Source organism: Hymenobacter tibetensis, from assembly GCF_022827545.1.
GTDB classification, from domain to species: Bacteria; Bacteroidota; Bacteroidia; order Cytophagales; family Hymenobacteraceae; genus Hymenobacter; species Hymenobacter tibetensis.
Genome location: NZ_CP094669.1, coordinates 321,641 through 338,219, shown reverse-complemented (window position 1 = coordinate 338,219; position 16,579 = coordinate 321,641). Strand labels below are relative to the sequence as shown.

Here is a 16,579-nt window from a genome sequence, read left to right as displayed (position 1 = left end):
GCTGTGTATGATTTAAGTTCAGGAGAAAAAAGGAAAGCACTTATTGATGTAGCCTATTCCTTTCTAGTAAGAAGCCAAGAAAGAGATAAACAAATCATACTTGCAGTCGACGAACCGGACGCTTCACTACACATATCTGCTTGTTACGAGCAGTTTTCCAGATTATTTGAGCTTGTCAAACTTGGACATCAAATAATTATTACAACACATTGGTACGGCTATTTGCCAATTATATCTGAAGGATCAGCAACTTCAATGAAGAAAACATCAGCAAATGAAGTTGATGTTAACTTTTTTGACCTATACAATTATCGAGAAAAAATAACCCAAGACAGAAAGAAAATAAATGGCATCCTTCCTTACGATATAAGCCTCAAAAGCCACAATGACCTTGTTCAATCTATAACCTATTCCCTAATAGGTGCATCCACTTATAATTGGCTCATCTGCGAAGGAATATCGGAAAAAATTTACTTTGAACACATTTTTTCTGACAAAATCCTTGACAGCAATTTAAAAATACTACCAGTCGGGGGATACAAGGAGGTAAAAAAAATATACGAAAGCTTAATTTCTCCTATGAATGACCCTGATTACTCAATAAAAGGAACGGTTTACTGCCTCATAGATACTGATACTGAAATTCTTAAAGTAGAAGTAAAATCAATAAAAAATCTATATTTTAAACGCTTATTAAACAAACAACAGGAAACAGAATTAGTAAACATTGATAGTAATGCAAGCACGCCTCCTACAGAAATAGAAGATTGCTTAAATCCTAAAATATACTTCAAGACATTGCAATCATTTGCGGACAAAGATGAAGACATAAAAAATATATTAGCAACTAACGAATACAACAGCCAAGCAAAAGTTTCAGGAGATACTTTAGACTTAAAACCAAGTCAACAAAAGTTACTCAAAGGCTTCTTCGACAAAAACATGGGGATGAATAAAGTATTATTCGCGAAGCAATATGTTGAAATATCAAATTTAGATGAATTCGACAAAGAGCAGGAGGCGAAATGGATTACAGATATAAAGTCTACTTTAAAAAAGTCTGCCAATCCTGCTAAACCAACAAACGATATTAAACCGAGTCAAGCCAAATCTACTACTACAAATGCAGTAGAACTGTCAAGTCAGAAGATCGACTCAAAGAAAGAGATTATAGCTCTCCCAGAAGAAGGCGACACTCCTGTTGTGGAAGAGATTTTCGAAGATAACGAACCTATCATAGAAGAATTTTTTGAGGATGAGGGTGATATTGATTTAGATGATTCCTTTTAAATAGAAACGAAAAGAGGCTGTAGCTCTGAGCTACAGCCTCTTTTCGTTTCTATTTAAAAGGAATTACATGTGAATGGCGCGGTTCTCGGTGGCGGCTAGGCAGGCTTCCTTCATGGCTTCGGCGTAGGTGGGGTGGGCGTGGCTCATGCGGGCTACGTCCTCGGCGGAGGCGCGGAATTCCATGGCCGTTACGGCTTCGGCAATGAGGTCGGCGATGCGTGGGCCAATCATGTGCACGCCCAGGATTTCGTCGGTTTCCTTGTCGGCTAGCACTTTCACGAAGCCGTCGAGGTCCATGGAGGCGCGGGCGCGGCCCGAAGCGCGGAACGGGAACGAGCCAGTTTTGTAGGCTTTGCCCTGCTCCTTTAACTGCTCTTCGGTGTAGCCGACGCCGGCCACTTCCGGCCAGGTGTACACCACGCCGGGGATGAGTAGGTAGTTGACGTGCGGCTTCTGGCCTACAATGGTTTCGGCCACGAACACGCCTTCTTCCTCTGCCTTGTGCGCTAGCATGGCCCCGCGAATCACGTCGCCGATGGCGTAGATGCCGGGCACGTTGGTTTGCAGGTGCTCATCTACCTTGATGCGGCCGCGCTCTTCCATTTCTACCCCGGCAGCTTCCAAGTTCAGGCCGGCGGTGTAGGGCACGCGGCCCACGGCTACCAGGCAGTAGTCGCCTTCAAATTTCACTTCCTCTCCTTTCGGGTTGGTAGCAGTTACGGTCACAGTGTCGCCCTCGCGGGTAGCGCCGGTTACTTTGTGGCTCAGGAAGAACTCGATGCCAATTTTGCCCAGGATACGCTTCAGCTCTTTGCCAAGGCCGCGGTCCATGGTCGGGATGAGCGAGTCCATGAACTCCACCACCGATACTTTCGCGCCGAGGCGGGCGTACACCGATGCCATTTCCAGCCCGATTACGCCGCCGCCAATCACAATCATGTGCTTGGGCACTTCCCGGATATTCAGGGCCTCGGTGCTGGTGATAATGCGCTGCTTGTCTTGCTTGATGAAGGGCAGCACCGTGGGCTTGGAGCCAGTGGCAATAATGACGTTTTTGGTTTCGATCTGCTGCTCCTCACCACCAGCAGTAGGCTGGATCTTGATGTGGTTTTTGTCCACGAACGAACCGACACCGTAGATGACATCGATTTTGTTTTTCTTCATCAGGAACTGAATACCGTCGGTATTCGCCTTCACGACGCCGTTTTTACGGTCTATCATCTGGTTCATGTTCACCTGCAAGTCGCTCAGCTCAATGCCGTGCTCCTTGAACGTGGAATGCGCGTTATGATAGTGCTCCGTCGAGTCGAGGAGGGCTTTGCTCGGAATACAGCCTACGTTGAGGCAAGTGCCGCCTAGCGTGCTGTACTTCTCGATAAGGGCCGTTTTGAGGCCTAGCTGGGCGCAGCGGATGGCCGCTACATAACCGCCGGGCCCGGAGCCGATAACGGTAACGTCGTATTGGGTCATACTCAGAAGGTGAGTTCGGTGGAAATCAACAGTCACGAAGGTACGGATGAATCGTTGGAGCGCTACCTGCAAAGGTGATTTTAGCTGAGTACGCTCCCTTTCTCTTCTACACAGCAGCCAACGGTGGCTGTTGTTGCGGCCGAAGCACCAACGCCTGTTCTGCAGCAAGCAGCCGGTGTTGCCCGCAACCAGTTACAAACAAAAAGCTCCTTCCCAGCGTCGGGAAAGGAGCTTATGTTAAGGCTAGCTATGTTATGGTTCTACACTTCCAGCTGGGATACCTGCGCCCGTAGCACCTCCCGGGCAATAGCCAGGTTGGTGTTCTGCTCTGCTATCACCAGATAAATAAACCGCCGGCCACTGGGCGTAAGCACTAGCAAGTGCAACTGACTGGACAACGTGATGAGGACATCGTGTAGCTGCTCTCCCTCCAGCTGCAAGGCCGCCATGGCCTTCAACTTCAACTTTACCACTTCTGCGTTGAAGCTCGCGGCTGTATTGGGGTTGATGGAGGCAGTGGCATGAGCTGCCAGGCTAGTGCCTGAGGCGACATCTACCACGGCGACAGCCATCAGGCCCGGCAACTCTACCTGCACCTGCTCCACCACCCGAGCAGCGGCTGGATCAGGAATGATTGGTTTTGATAGCTCAGATCGACGCGGTGCTTTACTACGGTAGAATTTCGGTTTCACGCAACTGGATTACAACTACACAAATGACATCCTCAGCCCTAGAACTTCCACCAGCGGCGCTTCTGCTTTTGCACCTGCTCCTGGTCGGCTTGCATGTGCTTTTTAGGGAGTAGCGTTACGTTGTTGGTACCACCGCTTTTCAGCGTAATTTCTTCATCTTGGTAGCCACCGTAGCCGTATTGCAACGTGCTAGCACCAGCTGGTACGTGCAGTAGGTATTCACCTTTGGCGTTGGTTGATACGCCTTGGCTGCTACCAGCGTGCATTACGGTAGCGCCTACCAGGGGAGCACCTTCTTCGTCGAGGATGCGGCCGCGCACCGTCATGAGGCGCATGGAAGAGGCAGCTGAAGAAGCTTCGGCTGCTTCGAGGGCGGCAGTGGCCGTTAGGGCCGCACCTTCGGTGGGCAAGCTGGTGGTAGGCAGGTTGGTGCCCGCAAATACCATAGTACCGAGTAGCACGGTGGCTCCTACCATGCTGGCCGCCCGACGGCGGAAGCGCACTGGCTCGGTGCGGATAAATTGGATTTGTTTTTCGACCCACGTAGGAGCAACCACTGCGCTCGGCTCGGTGGCTTGCAGGTCTTGCCAGCGGTTGAGCGTTTCGTGGGCGAGGTCGGCGTCCCGGCCCAGGTACTGTTCTACTGCCTTAGCCGACTCCCGGCTAAGGTCACCATTCAAATAAGCATCACGGTATACCGGCAGCAATTCGCCGGACTCTGGATTGAAGGGAGAAGCGGTCAGTTTCATACACGTAAAATTGTGAGGGTGAGAGAAATGGGGGAGGGAAAGAAAAGTAAGTGATACCGCCTCGTAGCCTACAACCTGCTATAAATCACAAGTGCGCATTACGCTGCGGGCAATGCCCAAATTCGTGTCGCGACAATCGACCACCACATATAAAAAACGCTGGCCATCAGGCAGCAGCCGCAGTAAGTGCAGCTGGGTGTGGAGCGTGATTAAAATATCTTCCAGCTGCTCATCGGCCGGAACTTGCAGTATTTGCATCGCCTGCTGATGCTGCCGGATCACTTCGGCGTTGAACCCAGCTACTTTGCTGACGTTGAATTCGCGGGCCGTGGTGTACGAGGCCAGTGGTTGCCCGGAGGCCAGGTCCACTACCGACGCGCCCACCAGTTCGGGTAGGCCGCTCAGGACCCGCTGAAGCAATTGCTCAGCAGCGGCCATTTCCGGACCTGAGCCTACCGACACTATTTTGTTTACTACAGGCCCAGTGAGTGCCTGAAAGCGTTGAAGAAAAGGAATCTGCATGGAGGCCTATTCATTACGCCGGGCCTTCAGCGCCTCAACTATGGGCGAAGAATACGTAGCGCCGGGGCGTGTCTGTCCTATACCTATACCGTGGTATCTGTGGGCGTTGTAGCCTATCCCACGCCTGGCTAGATCCAGACCACAACGCCCCTCAGCACCTTCACTTTATACTTTGAACAACAACGATCAGCGCTATTAGCTGAGTTGAGCAGCATGGGTGCGAATAACGTCGCGGGCAATAGCCAAGTTGGTGTCGCGGGAACTCACTACCAGATAGATAAACTTGTTGCCAGCTTCATTAAGCCGGATAAGGTGCATCTGGTTGGTTAGCGAAATCAGGATATCCTGAATTGTTTCGCCAGTGAGCTTAAGCGCTGACATAGCCTTCTGCTTTTGCTTCACCACTTCTGTGTTGTAGGCAGCAGCGGTATCGGGGTTGATATGGGGCGCATTGGAATGCGAAGCCAAGCTCATACCCGAGTTGATGTCCACCACAGCAATTGCCATCAAACCTGGCAAATCCGTGATGATGTCTTGTACTACTTTACCAGCTGGGTTGTTGACTGAATAAGCCATAACTCGTTTAAAAAAAGAGAATGAGATAAAAACCAAGTGTGTAAGCCTGTTGTGTTTTCAGAAGCTTCGTTGCTGACCCACGCGTTGGCCAGTCAAAGGGCGCTATCCGAACTATAATAAAGCAGACAATAAGTGCGTGAACTATCGGCGCAACGCCTGCCATTTGGATAACTTACTATGCAAATTTCCACTATTCACCTCTCTAAAAAAATGACTTTGATCATTTTTTAAAATGATTTTAATCAAATTTTAAAGCCCTTTTACAAGTTAATTAAGCAAATATATTGCTTAAAAATACAATTTATAAAAGCAATATATTGAATTATAAAAAAAGAAGAAGCCCTCAACTTGTGATTACAGTTGAAAGCTTCTTTTAGGAGCAGGTAAATGGAAATTGGCTAAGCGTATACCGTGCTTATTTTCTTCAGCTTCTCGAGGTTCAGAACCGTGATGCTACTGCCTTTCGTGGCAATGAGTCCTTCGTCGCGAAATTCGGAAAGCAGGCGGCTGGCGGTTTCTTTGGCTGTACTCATAAGAGCTGCCAAGTCCTCGCGTGAGATAGGAATGCTGAACGCATCAGCTGTTTCGGGCAGAAAGAAAGTATAGAGTTGCACAAGAGCTTCGGCCAAACGCTCACGCACTGGATTGTACGCCGTGTGCACTACCCGCTTCTCCGCATCACCGAGTGCCGCTGCCAACAGACGCATCAACTCGTGAGAAAACTGGGTGTTTTGCTCCATGATGCTGAAGAAGTCGGGGCGGGGTACCATGCACACCACGCAATCGGTCAGGGCAATGGCCGAAGAGGCATAGTTGCCACAGGCAGTTAGCGCTTGAAAACCTAGCACGTCACCTTCCTTACGCAGCTTCAGGATTTGCTCTTTTCCTTCGCCACTCATCGTCGAGACCTTCACCCGACCCTCGTGGATACAATAGAGCCCGGCAGGCCGGCTACCTTCCTGGTAGATAACTTGTCCGCGCTGGTACCGCTGCGATACCTTGCTGTTCGAGAGCTGTGCTAATTCACTTATCTGGCAAGAGCCCAGCAATGATTGCCGCAGATAAGGGCAATTCTGACAACTAGTCGGAGCTGACATGACCATGGCTGTATACTTCTGGGGTTAACGGTAGTGCTTGTTACTTAAACTTATTTGCCTGCTTGACGACAAGGGCAAGGACTCTGTATGTTGTTTTTCTTTTCTCTAGCGTGGTGACACTCGCTGGCGCATATTCGAAATAATCAATTCCGACGTACTTGCTCAAATTATTCCTGTTCGTACAAAAATGCAAATTGCCACCTCGTTAGAGAGGCAAGTAAAAAAACTTTTATGTCATTTTAAAACCTCAAACCCAGATAGATACGTACTTATACTAGACTTACTTTTCCATTTTGACAAACTGAATTCTACAATTAAGACGAAGCTAGTTATACCTTCTACTTGCTATTGATTGTCAAGCGGTTTGGTGTTTTCTATTATTTCTACACCTGGGACAAATTGTGCCTAGTGAGTAGGTCTTAGATGAAGCGCAACAAAAAAAATTATTCGCTGAAAGACGAAAAGCAGAGGTTGAAACCACCAAAAGAGAAAACGAACGTAGGTTTAGGCGGTTGTTTTCGCGCTTATGTCTGCTTCTTCTTTGCCTGGTACTCCGAGTCGCGTGGCTGTAGTGCTTGCCTTTGCGGCCGTGTATATCATCTGGGGTTCCACATACCTCGGTATCCGCTTCGCTATTGACTCTATGCCGCCGCTGCTTATGGCGGGCTCACGCTACATGCTGGCGGGGGTCGTGCTTTATGGCTTTATGCGGCTGCGTGGCGAACCAGCACCGGCTGGGCGCGGCTGGGCAACTGCGCTGCTCATTGGTATTTGCCTGTTAACCTTTGGCAACGGGGGCGTCACGTTGGGGGAGCAGTATATTCCTTCCGGGCTGGCGGCCCTGCTAGTAGCCACGGTACCTATGTTTCTGGCAATACTGGGCTGGTGGAGTGGCGTAGCAGCCCGGCCTACGCTGTGGGTAGCCATAGGGCTGGCTTGCGGGCTATTGGGGGTGTATCTGTTGGCTCGCACTCCCGGCGCCAGCCATGTGGCATTGCCTGGCCATGAGGGCCTGGGCATGGTGCTGGTTCTGACGGCAGGCCTTCTGTGGGCGGTGGGGTCCTTGTATTCAAAGGGCCATCAGCCCAGCCCCTCCCCTTTTGTTTCGGGCGGCATGCAGATGATTTGTGGGGGGCTAGTGATGCTGGTAGTTGGTCTGGTGCGAGGCGAAGCAACAGAGTTTGATGTAGCACAGGTAACCGCCAAGTCGTGGTGGGCTTACACTTATCTGGTAACCTTCGGGTCGATTGTTGCCTTTACGGCGTATATCTGGCTGCTACGGGTGGTGGAGCCAGCGCTGGCAGGTACGTACGCTTTCGTGAATCCGGTAGTGGCAGTACTGTTGGGCTGGGCCTTTGCCGGTGAGGCCCTAAATCCGCAGATGTTAGGTGGAGCCGCCCTGATTGTGGTAGCAGTAGCGTTGGTCGTGCTGGGTGGGAGCAAGAAACCAGCCCCCAAACAGTAAAGACAGCCTGTGCGCTGCAGTGCAAGCCCCACCTGTTGCGTTTGCCCTAGGCTGCTGCAAGGCACGCAGTTACTCTCTGGGCAGGCTGTCTTTTTAGTTTTTACTTCCTGTAGTTCTGCGCTGGCTTCGGCGGCTAGGCTCGTATCACATATCTGATTTTTCTCTCCCGCCTATGGCTACTGAACTGGCTGCGGCCCCAACACCGGTGTGGCAATCGGCGGCTTACACGCTCTACCATAATGCGGTAGTGCAAGGCGAGTACACCGCCCGCGCTGTGTCGCGCACCACCCTAACCTCGAACTACCAGAGCCCAACTGCTGCGTTTCAAAGCCCGCGGGTGAGCTTCAAGTTCAGCCTGAACGGCCACGACAATGAGTTGCCGCCAGGCCAAAACCACTTATTCGTAGCTGTAGCGCACGAGCAGACCCCTATTCTAGAAACGCCTCTTATCGTGTTCGGGCAGGTGTATGCTGATCCAACAGAAACGCCTGCTACTACTTCCCTTGCGCCTAACACGCTGCTAAAAATTCGGTTGGATATGCGGCCGGTGCTCGCCGACTTCAAGCGTCAAGGCTTCTATACTCTCTACAACGGGCAACAGCTTTATAAAGACGACTTCAAGCACGTGTTCGTGACTGGTGATACGGCGCCGCTCAGCTGGAATTTCAATGAGTTGTTCGGCCAGTCAGAGGTAGAGCTACACGACACGCACGGCGATGGTATCTACGAAGTTACGCTGAGGCTTCATGCTTCATCTAACGCACCAGCGACGCTTAACCGGTGGCAGCAACAGCTTAATACCTCGGAGTTTCCGCAGTACACCTCCGACTATCCGCTGCTTGATGCCCTCTATAACCTGGCGCTGGAGGAAGCTAAGCGCGCAGTGGAATCAGATGGCACCTTCCGTACGGGCCAAGAGTGGGCCGGCGTCTGGACGCGCGACATCAGCTACAGCATTCTTCTGTCCCAAGCCATGTTGCAGCCGGAAGTAGCCAAAACCAGCTTGTTGCGCAAAGTTACCTCCGACAGTCGCATCGTTCAGGACACCGGTACCGGCGGCGCCTACCCTTGCTCCACCGACCGGATTATATGGGCTACGGCAGCCTGGGAAATCTACGTGACGACTGGCGACGAAGAGTGGCTGAAGCAAGTGTACCCGATTATTAAGAACACCATTGAGGACGACGAATTGGTAGCATACGCTGCCAGCAGTGCAACGGCAGTGGTGCAACCGAGCCAGGCCACAGAACACAGCGAGGGGAACCCGGTTGGCCGCCTGACAAACCTAGTACGTGGGGAATCATCGTTTCTGGACTGGCGCGAGCAAACGTACCCGGAGTGGATGCAGCCCGCCGACATCTACGAATCAGAAAGCCTGGGCACAAACGCGGCGCATTATCAAGGCAACAAAGTGCTGGCTTTGATAGCCCACAAGCTAGGCGAACCGGATGTGGCCCGGCTTGCTAACGCGCGAGCCGACCGCATCAAAGCAGGTATCAATCAGCATCTGTGGCTGCCCGACAAGGGCTACTACGGGCAGTATCGTTACGGCCGCGTGTTCCAACAGACTTCACCTAAGTCGGAAGCCCTGGGAGAAGCACTGGCTGTGTTGTTTGAGGTAGCTGACGAGGAACGCAGTAAGTCGGTGGTAGCCCACACCCCCGTTATGGACTACGGGGTTCCGTGCATCTACCCACAGATTCCGGGTGTTTTACCGTACCACAACAACGGGGTGTGGCCTTTTGTGGAAAGCTACTGGGGGTTGGCGGCAGCCAAAACCGCCAACGAAACTGCCTTCATGGAAAGTATAGCCGCAGTCACTCGGCCTGCTGCTCTGTTTCTAACCAACAAAGAAAACTTTGTAGCCAGCAACGGGGATTTCGCTGGCACGCAAGTGAATAGCAGCGTAATGCTATGGAGTTTATCAGGCACTCTGGGACTGGTGTATAAAGGTTTGTTTGGACTGGACCCGCAGGCGCACGGCCTTACATTCCGACCGTTTGTGCCGCACGCTTTGCAAGGGACGCGGCACCTCACGGGCTTTCGGTACCGGCAAGCTATTCTTGACATCGAGTTGCACGGCTACGGCAACACCATCCGAACTATTACGCTTGACGGTGCCCCTTTGCCACAAGCCACCGTGCCGGGCAACCTGACGGGGCAGCATACCCTACACATCGAACTAGCTAACGAAGCGGTACCCGTTGCTTCCCAACACAAAGTGGCCCACCACGTCGCGCCGATAACACCGTCGGTGACATACGAGGCGGGCTGGGTGCGCTGGACTGCAGTGGCAGGTGCGCAAGCGTACCAGGTGCTCTGCAACGGCAAACCTGTGGCTCGCACCATCGACACTTCTTTCCCGGTACCTTCTCCTACTGTTTACACCGAGTACCAAGTGCTGGCAGTGGACACGCACGGCTTCGAGAGCTTCGCCAGTGAGCCATTGTTGATAGACGTCGAGAAGGTTCGCTACGTCTTCGAATTCGATGCTGCCTGTCCGCCCTCCAACGAAGCATGCCAGGGCTACACAGGTAGAGGTGTTGTGGAAACCAGCACCAGCGTCAACCAAACAGTTTCGGTGCGTGTCGATATTCCGGTTTCTGGCCTGTACGCCGCGGATTTTCGCTATGCCAACGGCAATGGCCCCATCAACACCAGCAACAAGTGCGCTATCCGGACACTACGCAACGGGGAGCAGTTCCTTGGCACAGTGGTGCTGCCACAACGCGGCGCGGAGGAATGGTCGAATTGGGGATTCAGCAATGCCGTGTTGGCTCCCCTGCTAGAAGGTTCTTACGTGCTAACGCTCAGCTTGGAACGGGCCAACCGCAACATGCATGGCGAGGTCAATCACGCGTTGCTAGACCATCTTCAACTAACAAGAATTCAGTAAGGCGTATTAATACTTTTTTAACATACTAATACTATACTGGCTTTAATGCATAAAAACGCATATTGAATTGGATTGTAAAATTTCAATAATAAATTATTAGCGAAACCTACGCAACCTGCGTAAATTCGCTGCGTATCTGGTATCCCATTTATCCTCCTAAGCCCATGAAGAACTCTGCTACCTTGCACGACATTCAGACCGAAGGCGACATTAAGACGCTGGTGGATACGCTTTGCTACAAAGCCACCAACGACACGCTATTAGGTGCCAGCTTTGGAGCCGCTGCTCGTATTCACTGGCCGCATTACCTTACCACCCAGTATCATTATTGGAGCAGCACCTTGCTTGGCAAAGGCCAGTCAGGCGGTGACCCATTGCCCGAACAAGTGGTACTGCCACGTAGCGGTGCACACATCGAGCATTGGCTACAGCTGTTCTCAACAACTGTTGAAGAACACTTTGTTGGCTCCAAAGCAGAAGAAGCAAAAAACGTAGCGCGTCAAATGGCTACGCGTTTGGGTATTCTTCGCTCGCGGGAGCTGCCAGTAGACTAACCTACGCATCACGCCCGCCCAATTCCTTCCTTTTAAAGTTCCACCCAACGAAAAGCCTCCTTGCAGTACGCAAGGAGGCTTTTCGTTTTCATCTGGGTTTTGAAGGGAATTTACACGCCGAGCAGTAGGCGGGTTGGATCTTCGAGCAACTCCTTCACACGCACCAAGAACGACACCGACTCGCGGCCGTCGATGATGCGGTGATCGTAGCTCAGGGCCAGATACATCATGGGGCGAATTACCACTTGGCCATTCTCTGCCACAGGACGCTGCACAATGTTGTGCATGCCCAGAATAGCCGACTGCGGCGCGTTGATAATCGGGGTGCTCATCATCGAGCCGAACACGCCACCGTTGGTGATAGTGAACGTACCGCCCGTCATTTGCTCGATGGTCAGCTTGTTGTCGCGGGCCAGCATAGCGAGGCGCACCACTTCTTTTTCTATGCCTTCAAACGACAGCTCTTCGGCATTGCGAATAACTGGCACCACCAGTCCTTTAGGGGCTGATACGGCAATGCTGATATCACAGAAGTCGTTGAACACGATGTCGGTGCCATCGATCTGGGCATTCACCGAAGGCCACTCTTTCAGAGCCACGCACACAGCTTTGGTGAAGAACGACATAAAGCCGAGGCCAACCCCGTTTTTCTCCTTGAACTTGTCTTTAAATTTGGTGCGCAAGTCCATGATAGGCTGCATGTTCACCTCGTTGAACGTGGTGAGCATAGCCGTTTCGTTCTTCACTGACACCAGGCGCCGCGCTACTGTCTTGCGGAGGTTGCTCATCCGCTCACGGCGCTGGTTGCGGTTGCCAGAAGCAGGCTGAGCGGCTTCCGCTGGCTTGACAGCTGGGGCAGGGCTCGATGCAACAGGCGCTACGGCCGGGGCAGCGGGCTTTGCTTGCGCATTTTGCGCGTCTTCCTTGGTAATACGACCGTCGCGGCCGGTGCCTTGTACGTCTGCAGCATTAACCCCTTTCTCACCAAGGATTTTGCCGGCGGCCGGTGAAGGTGTGCCTGTAGCATAGCTGGTAGAAGCCGAGGCGGCAGGAGCAGCGGCTGGAGCGTTCTGAGCTGAAGCAGGAGTTGCGGCCGCAGGAGCAGGCGCAGCGGCAGTTGCTCCACTGCCGCCTTCAATACGCGCAATAGTAGCACCGATGCCAATGGTTTCGCCTTCTTTCGCCGCGTGACGTAGCGTACCACTTCCTTCGGCCGGTAACTCAAACGTTGCTTTGTCTGACTCCAGCTCGGCAATAATTTCGTCGCGCTGCACTTGGGCGCCGTCTTCTTTCAACCACTTGGCTACGGTCACTTCCGTTATGGACTCGCCCACTGCCGGAATTTTCATCTCTACAGTTGCACCACCACTGCTAGGCGCGCTGGCTGCTGGAGCGGCCACAGGCGGCGTAGGCTTGTCGGCCGAGCCTGAGGTTGAGCCGCCGTAGCCGCTTTGGTCGCTGGCCTGCGGGTTGTCTTCGCCTTTGGTTAGGGGGTCAGCAGCCGGGGCCACGGGGGCGGCAGGAGCAGCTTGCGCCGCAGGGGCGGCGGCAGGAGCTGCCGCGCCGTTAGATGACGATGCGCCGTCGCCGCCGATATCGGCGATTACGGTACCGATACCAATGGTTTCACCTTCCGCCACGCGTATTTTCAGCACACCGTCGGTTTCGGCCGGTAGCTCAAACGTTGCCTTGTCTGATTCCAGCTCAGCAATTACTTCATCGCGCTTCACCGTTTCACCGTCCTGCTTCAGCCATTTGGCAATGGTTACTTCGGTGATGGATTCGCCAACGGCGGGGATTTTAATTTCCAGACCCATAAGTGGGAAAATTGAATGGTTTCAGGGTGGGTGAGAAGGTATTGCGGAAAGCAACTGCAACAAAGGACACGAATCGCACCGATACTTGCCTTCATAACCAAGCAAATCCAAGCCATTGCCCTCCGTCGGTGTGCTCGAAACCTGCATGCCGAACTCATGTGTTGGGCATGCAGGTTTTACATGGCGGCGGACAGTGGCTTGCGTTTGCTGTTTAGGTTATCATCCATGATACGCCGGCGGTTACCAGCCTATCCGTGAGTGGTTGGAGCAGCTTACCCGTAGCTCTTTCGAGGTGGTGCTACCTAGTCTGCTCGTTGGGCAGTTGCTGCGGTTTCTTTGATGATGGTATCGGCTACAGCCTCTCTTGGCTTGTCGAAAGCACGGGCCACGAGTTCCTTCTGTTCTTTCACATGGACCTTGTTGTAGCCGGTAGCGGGCGAAGCAGAAGCTTTGCGGGCAATAACATCCTCTAATTCGCGACGCATGAAGCGAAGCATGAAATTCCAATAGCCCATATTTTCGGGCTCTTCTTGAACCCAGTACACCTTGGCTTTCGGATACTTCGCCAGCTCAACATCCAGTTGCTTTTTAGGGAACGGATGCAGCTGCTCTAGGCGCACAATAGCTACATCCGTTCGGCCCGAGGCATGCTGTTCTTCCAGCAGGTCGAAGTAGACTTTGCCTGAACACAGCAGTACGCGCTTCACCTTTTTGGCTTCGGCAAACGTGTCGCCGAGCACTTCGCGGAAGCTACCGCTCGTGAACTCCTCTACTGGCGATACGCACAGCGGATGGCGCAGCATCGACTTCGGCGACATTACCACCAACGGCTTGCGGAACTCCCACGTCAGCTGGCGACGCAGCGCGTGGAAGAAGTTGGCCGGCGTGGTCATGTTGGCCACTACGATATTGTTTTCAGCAGCGAGCTGCAGGAAACGCTCGGGGCGGGCGTTGGAGTGTTCCGGGCCTTGGCCCTCGTAGCCGTGGGGCAGCAGCATCACTACTCCGTTCATACGCTGCCACTTGCTCTCCGACGACACCACAAATTGGTCGATCATGGTTTGAGCACCGTTAGCGAAGTCGCCGAACTGTGCTTCCCACACCACCAGTGCCGTAGGGTTGGCCATGGCATAGCCGAACTCAAAGCCTAACACGCCATACTCACTCAACAGAGAGTTGTAGATGTTCAGCTTCTCTTGGCCTTCCTCGATATGGTCGAGAGAAGAGTACGGAGCGGAAGTCTCAGCGTCGTGCAGTACGGCGTGGCGGTGCGAGAACGTGCCCCGCTGCACATCCTGGCCGCTTACGCGTACAATGTGCTTTTCGGTCAGCAACGACCCGTATGCCAGCAGTTCGCCGGCGGCCCAGTTCAATACGCGCGTTTCAAAGAACATCTTACGACGTTCTTCAATCAGCTTCTCGATCTGCTTGAGCGGGCGAAATCCTTCGGGCAGCGTGGTTAGAGCCTTGCCTACTTTGGCTACCACTTCCTCACTAACACCTGTTTGCGGGGACTGCTCGAAATCCTCGGGCTTGCTGCGGCGCAGGCTGCGCCACTCGTTCTCAAGCGCTTGGTAGTTGTAGGGCAGCGGCTTTTGCTTCACCAAGTCCAAACGAGCCTGGAGCGTTTCACGGAACTCTTTGTCCATCTGAGCGGCCAGCTCGGCATCTACATCGCCGCGCTCCACCAACGTGGTATTATATACCTCCCGTGGGTTCTGGTGCTTGCTAATGATGTTGTAGAGCGTGGGCTGGGTGAACTTGGGCTCGTCCGACTCGTTGTGGCCGTGGCGGCGATAGCACACCATATCAATGAAGATATCGGCATGGAACTCCTGCCGGTATTCCGTGGCTAGGCGTACCGCAAATACCACTGCTTCCGGATCATCGCCGTTGACGTGAATTACGGGGGCGTCAATAATTTTTGCAAGGTCGGTGCTATAGATAGAAGAGCGGGCGTCCTCGAAATCGGTGGTGAAACCTACCTGGTTATTGATAACGAAGTGAATGGTACCGCCCGTTTTGTAGCCTTGCAGCTGCGACATCTGCGTTACCTCAAACCCGATGCCCTGGCCCGCCAACGCGGCGTCGCCATGAATCAAGATGGGCAGCATCTTGTCGTAGTCGTTGGCGTAGCCGTGGTCGAGCTTGGCACGCACGAAGCCTTCCACTACGGGATTCACGGCCTCTAGGTGCGAGGGGTTGGGTGCCAGTTTCAGGTTGATTGTCCGGCCGGCGGCGTCCACTTGGCTGCTATAGCCCATGTGGTATTTCACGTCGCCGTCGCCCATGGTCAGGTCGGGTACGGCAGTGCCCTCAAACTCCGAGAAGATTTGCTCGTACGTCTTGCCCATGATGTTGGCCAACACGTTCAGACGGCCGCGGTGGGCCATCCCAATCACTACTTCTTCCACGCCTAGCTCAGCGCCGCGCTGAATAATAGCATCGAGAGCCGGGATAGTGGTTTCGCCGCCTTCCAGCGAAAAACGCTTCTGCCCCAAGAACTTAGTGTGCAAAAAGTTCTCGAATACCACTGCTTCGTTCAGCTTGCTGAGGATACGCTTCTTGTACTCGATGCTGGGGTTGAAGCTCAGCGAATCTTTTTCCACTTTCCCACGGAACCAGTCGAGAATCTGTGGGTCGCGGATATACATGTACTCGAACCCGATGGTCCGGGTGTATACCTTATCTAAGGCCGATACGATGTCGCGCAGCTTAGCGTCAGGGCCAAGGCCGATTACCTCACCGTTCTTGAAAACGGTATCGAGGTCGGCTTCCCCCAAGCCGAAGTCGGCGAGGTCGAGGCGGGCTTTGCGGTCTTTGCGGGCGCGCACCGGGTTGGTGTTGGCGCGGAGGTGGCCACGGCTGCGGTAGGCATGAATCAGGTTGCGCACTTGCGTTTCCTTGTCAGCCGATACCGTGTCTACAGCACGAACCTGACCGGCATCGTTGGTAGAGGCCGTGCTAGCCAATACCCCTTCGCCGGTAGTTTGCGGCACCCCATCAGCGTATTGCTGTGAGAAATCAAAGCCCTCGAAAAACTTGCGCCAGCCGAAGTCAACCGATTCCGGGTCGTTCTTGTAAGACTGGTAGAGTTGGTCGATGTAGTCGCCATGGGCGTTGGCGATATAAGAATATGCATCCATGCGGTGGGAGCTTGTAGGTCGGGTGTAAAGGTAATGAGCCTGACTGTAAGCCAGAAACCTGTATTCGAGTACACGAATACGCTTCACTATCATTATTTTACATTCAAATCTGCTTTGTTAAACATCCAAAACAGAAAACCAATCTATTCAAAATAAAGCAGAAAGCCCTTTCTCAACGAAGGAAAGAGCTTTCTGTTACCAGTGAATCAGAGTTATTGCCTGGCGCAATTCATGCATGATAAGCCGGTAGAAAGTGGCGCGGAAACCGCAGGAAATTTGTTCTGCGCTACTTTCTATTGACTTCC

The 16,579-nt window shown here is 52.9% G+C and carries 12 protein-coding genes; 4 read left to right on the top strand and 8 right to left on the bottom strand.

All coding sequences use genetic code 11. The annotated features are described in order from the left end of the window. Window positions 1-3: 3 nt before the first annotated feature. Window positions 4-1,290 (top strand): AAA family ATPase, encoded by a 1,287-nt coding sequence (locus MTX78_RS01330; protein WP_243799211.1) that lies wholly within the window; start codon window positions 4-6, stop codon window positions 1,288-1,290. 63 nt (window positions 1,291-1,353) lie between these two features. Here MTX78_RS01330 and lpdA read toward each other — a convergent pair whose 3' ends face one another. From lpdA to MTX78_RS01300, 6 genes are all read right to left on the bottom strand, one after another. Beyond that, window positions 1,354-2,760 (bottom strand): dihydrolipoyl dehydrogenase, encoded by a 1,407-nt coding sequence (gene lpdA, locus MTX78_RS01325; RefSeq protein ID WP_243799209.1) that lies wholly within the window; start codon window positions 2,758-2,760, stop codon window positions 1,354-1,356. Between the two features lie 260 nt (window positions 2,761-3,020). Continuing rightward, window positions 3,021-3,452 carry a hypothetical protein gene (locus tag MTX78_RS01320; protein ID WP_243799207.1) on the bottom strand — a complete coding sequence of 144 codons (432 nt, stop codon included), beginning with the start codon at window positions 3,450-3,452 and terminating at the stop codon, window positions 3,021-3,023. A 38-nt stretch (window positions 3,453-3,490) separates the two neighbouring features. Next, complete coding sequence (locus MTX78_RS01315; RefSeq protein ID WP_243799205.1) at window positions 3,491-4,201, bottom strand: carboxypeptidase-like regulatory domain-containing protein; 711 nt, start codon at window positions 4,199-4,201, stop codon at window positions 3,491-3,493. 78 nt (window positions 4,202-4,279) lie between these two features. Then, the gene (locus MTX78_RS01310) at window positions 4,280-4,723 is read right to left on the bottom strand and encodes a hypothetical protein (protein ID WP_243799204.1); all 444 of its coding nucleotides are present in this window, start codon (window positions 4,721-4,723) and stop codon (window positions 4,280-4,282) included. A gap of 195 nt (window positions 4,724-4,918) precedes the next feature. Then, window positions 4,919-5,299 carry a hypothetical protein gene (locus MTX78_RS01305; protein ID WP_243799202.1) on the bottom strand — a complete coding sequence of 127 codons (381 nt, stop codon included), beginning with the start codon at window positions 5,297-5,299 and terminating at the stop codon, window positions 4,919-4,921. A 398-nt stretch (window positions 5,300-5,697) separates the two neighbouring features. After that, window positions 5,698-6,396: a Crp/Fnr family transcriptional regulator gene (locus tag MTX78_RS01300; RefSeq protein WP_243799201.1), complete on the bottom strand. Its 699-nt coding sequence runs from the start codon at window positions 6,394-6,396 to the stop codon at window positions 5,698-5,700. Window positions 6,397-6,922: 526 nt separating this feature from the next. On the opposite strand from MTX78_RS01300, the gene yedA reads away from it, so the two are divergent. From yedA to MTX78_RS01285, 3 genes are all read left to right on the top strand, one after another. After that, window positions 6,923-7,861 (top strand): drug/metabolite exporter YedA, encoded by a 939-nt coding sequence (gene yedA / locus MTX78_RS01295; protein ID WP_243799199.1) that lies wholly within the window; start codon window positions 6,923-6,925, stop codon window positions 7,859-7,861. Between the two features lie 172 nt (window positions 7,862-8,033). Next, window positions 8,034-10,757: an MGH1-like glycoside hydrolase domain-containing protein gene (locus tag MTX78_RS01290; RefSeq protein WP_243799197.1), complete on the top strand. Its 2,724-nt coding sequence runs from the start codon at window positions 8,034-8,036 to the stop codon at window positions 10,755-10,757. A 164-nt stretch (window positions 10,758-10,921) separates the two neighbouring features. Then, window positions 10,922-11,311, top strand: coding sequence for a group III truncated hemoglobin (locus MTX78_RS01285; protein ID WP_243799196.1), 390 nt, complete (start codon window positions 10,922-10,924; stop codon window positions 11,309-11,311). Between the two features lie 110 nt (window positions 11,312-11,421). Here MTX78_RS01285 and odhB read toward each other — a convergent pair whose 3' ends face one another. Together odhB and MTX78_RS01275 are read right to left on the bottom strand one after the other, a co-directional pair. Continuing rightward, complete coding sequence (gene odhB, locus MTX78_RS01280) at window positions 11,422-13,128, bottom strand: 2-oxoglutarate dehydrogenase complex dihydrolipoyllysine-residue succinyltransferase (RefSeq protein ID WP_243799194.1); 1,707 nt, start codon at window positions 13,126-13,128, stop codon at window positions 11,422-11,424. Window positions 13,129-13,430: 302 nt separating this feature from the next. Beyond that, the gene (locus MTX78_RS01275) at window positions 13,431-16,274 is read right to left on the bottom strand and encodes a 2-oxoglutarate dehydrogenase E1 component (protein ID WP_243799192.1); all 2,844 of its coding nucleotides are present in this window, start codon (window positions 16,272-16,274) and stop codon (window positions 13,431-13,433) included. Window positions 16,275-16,579: the final 305 nt, after the last annotated feature.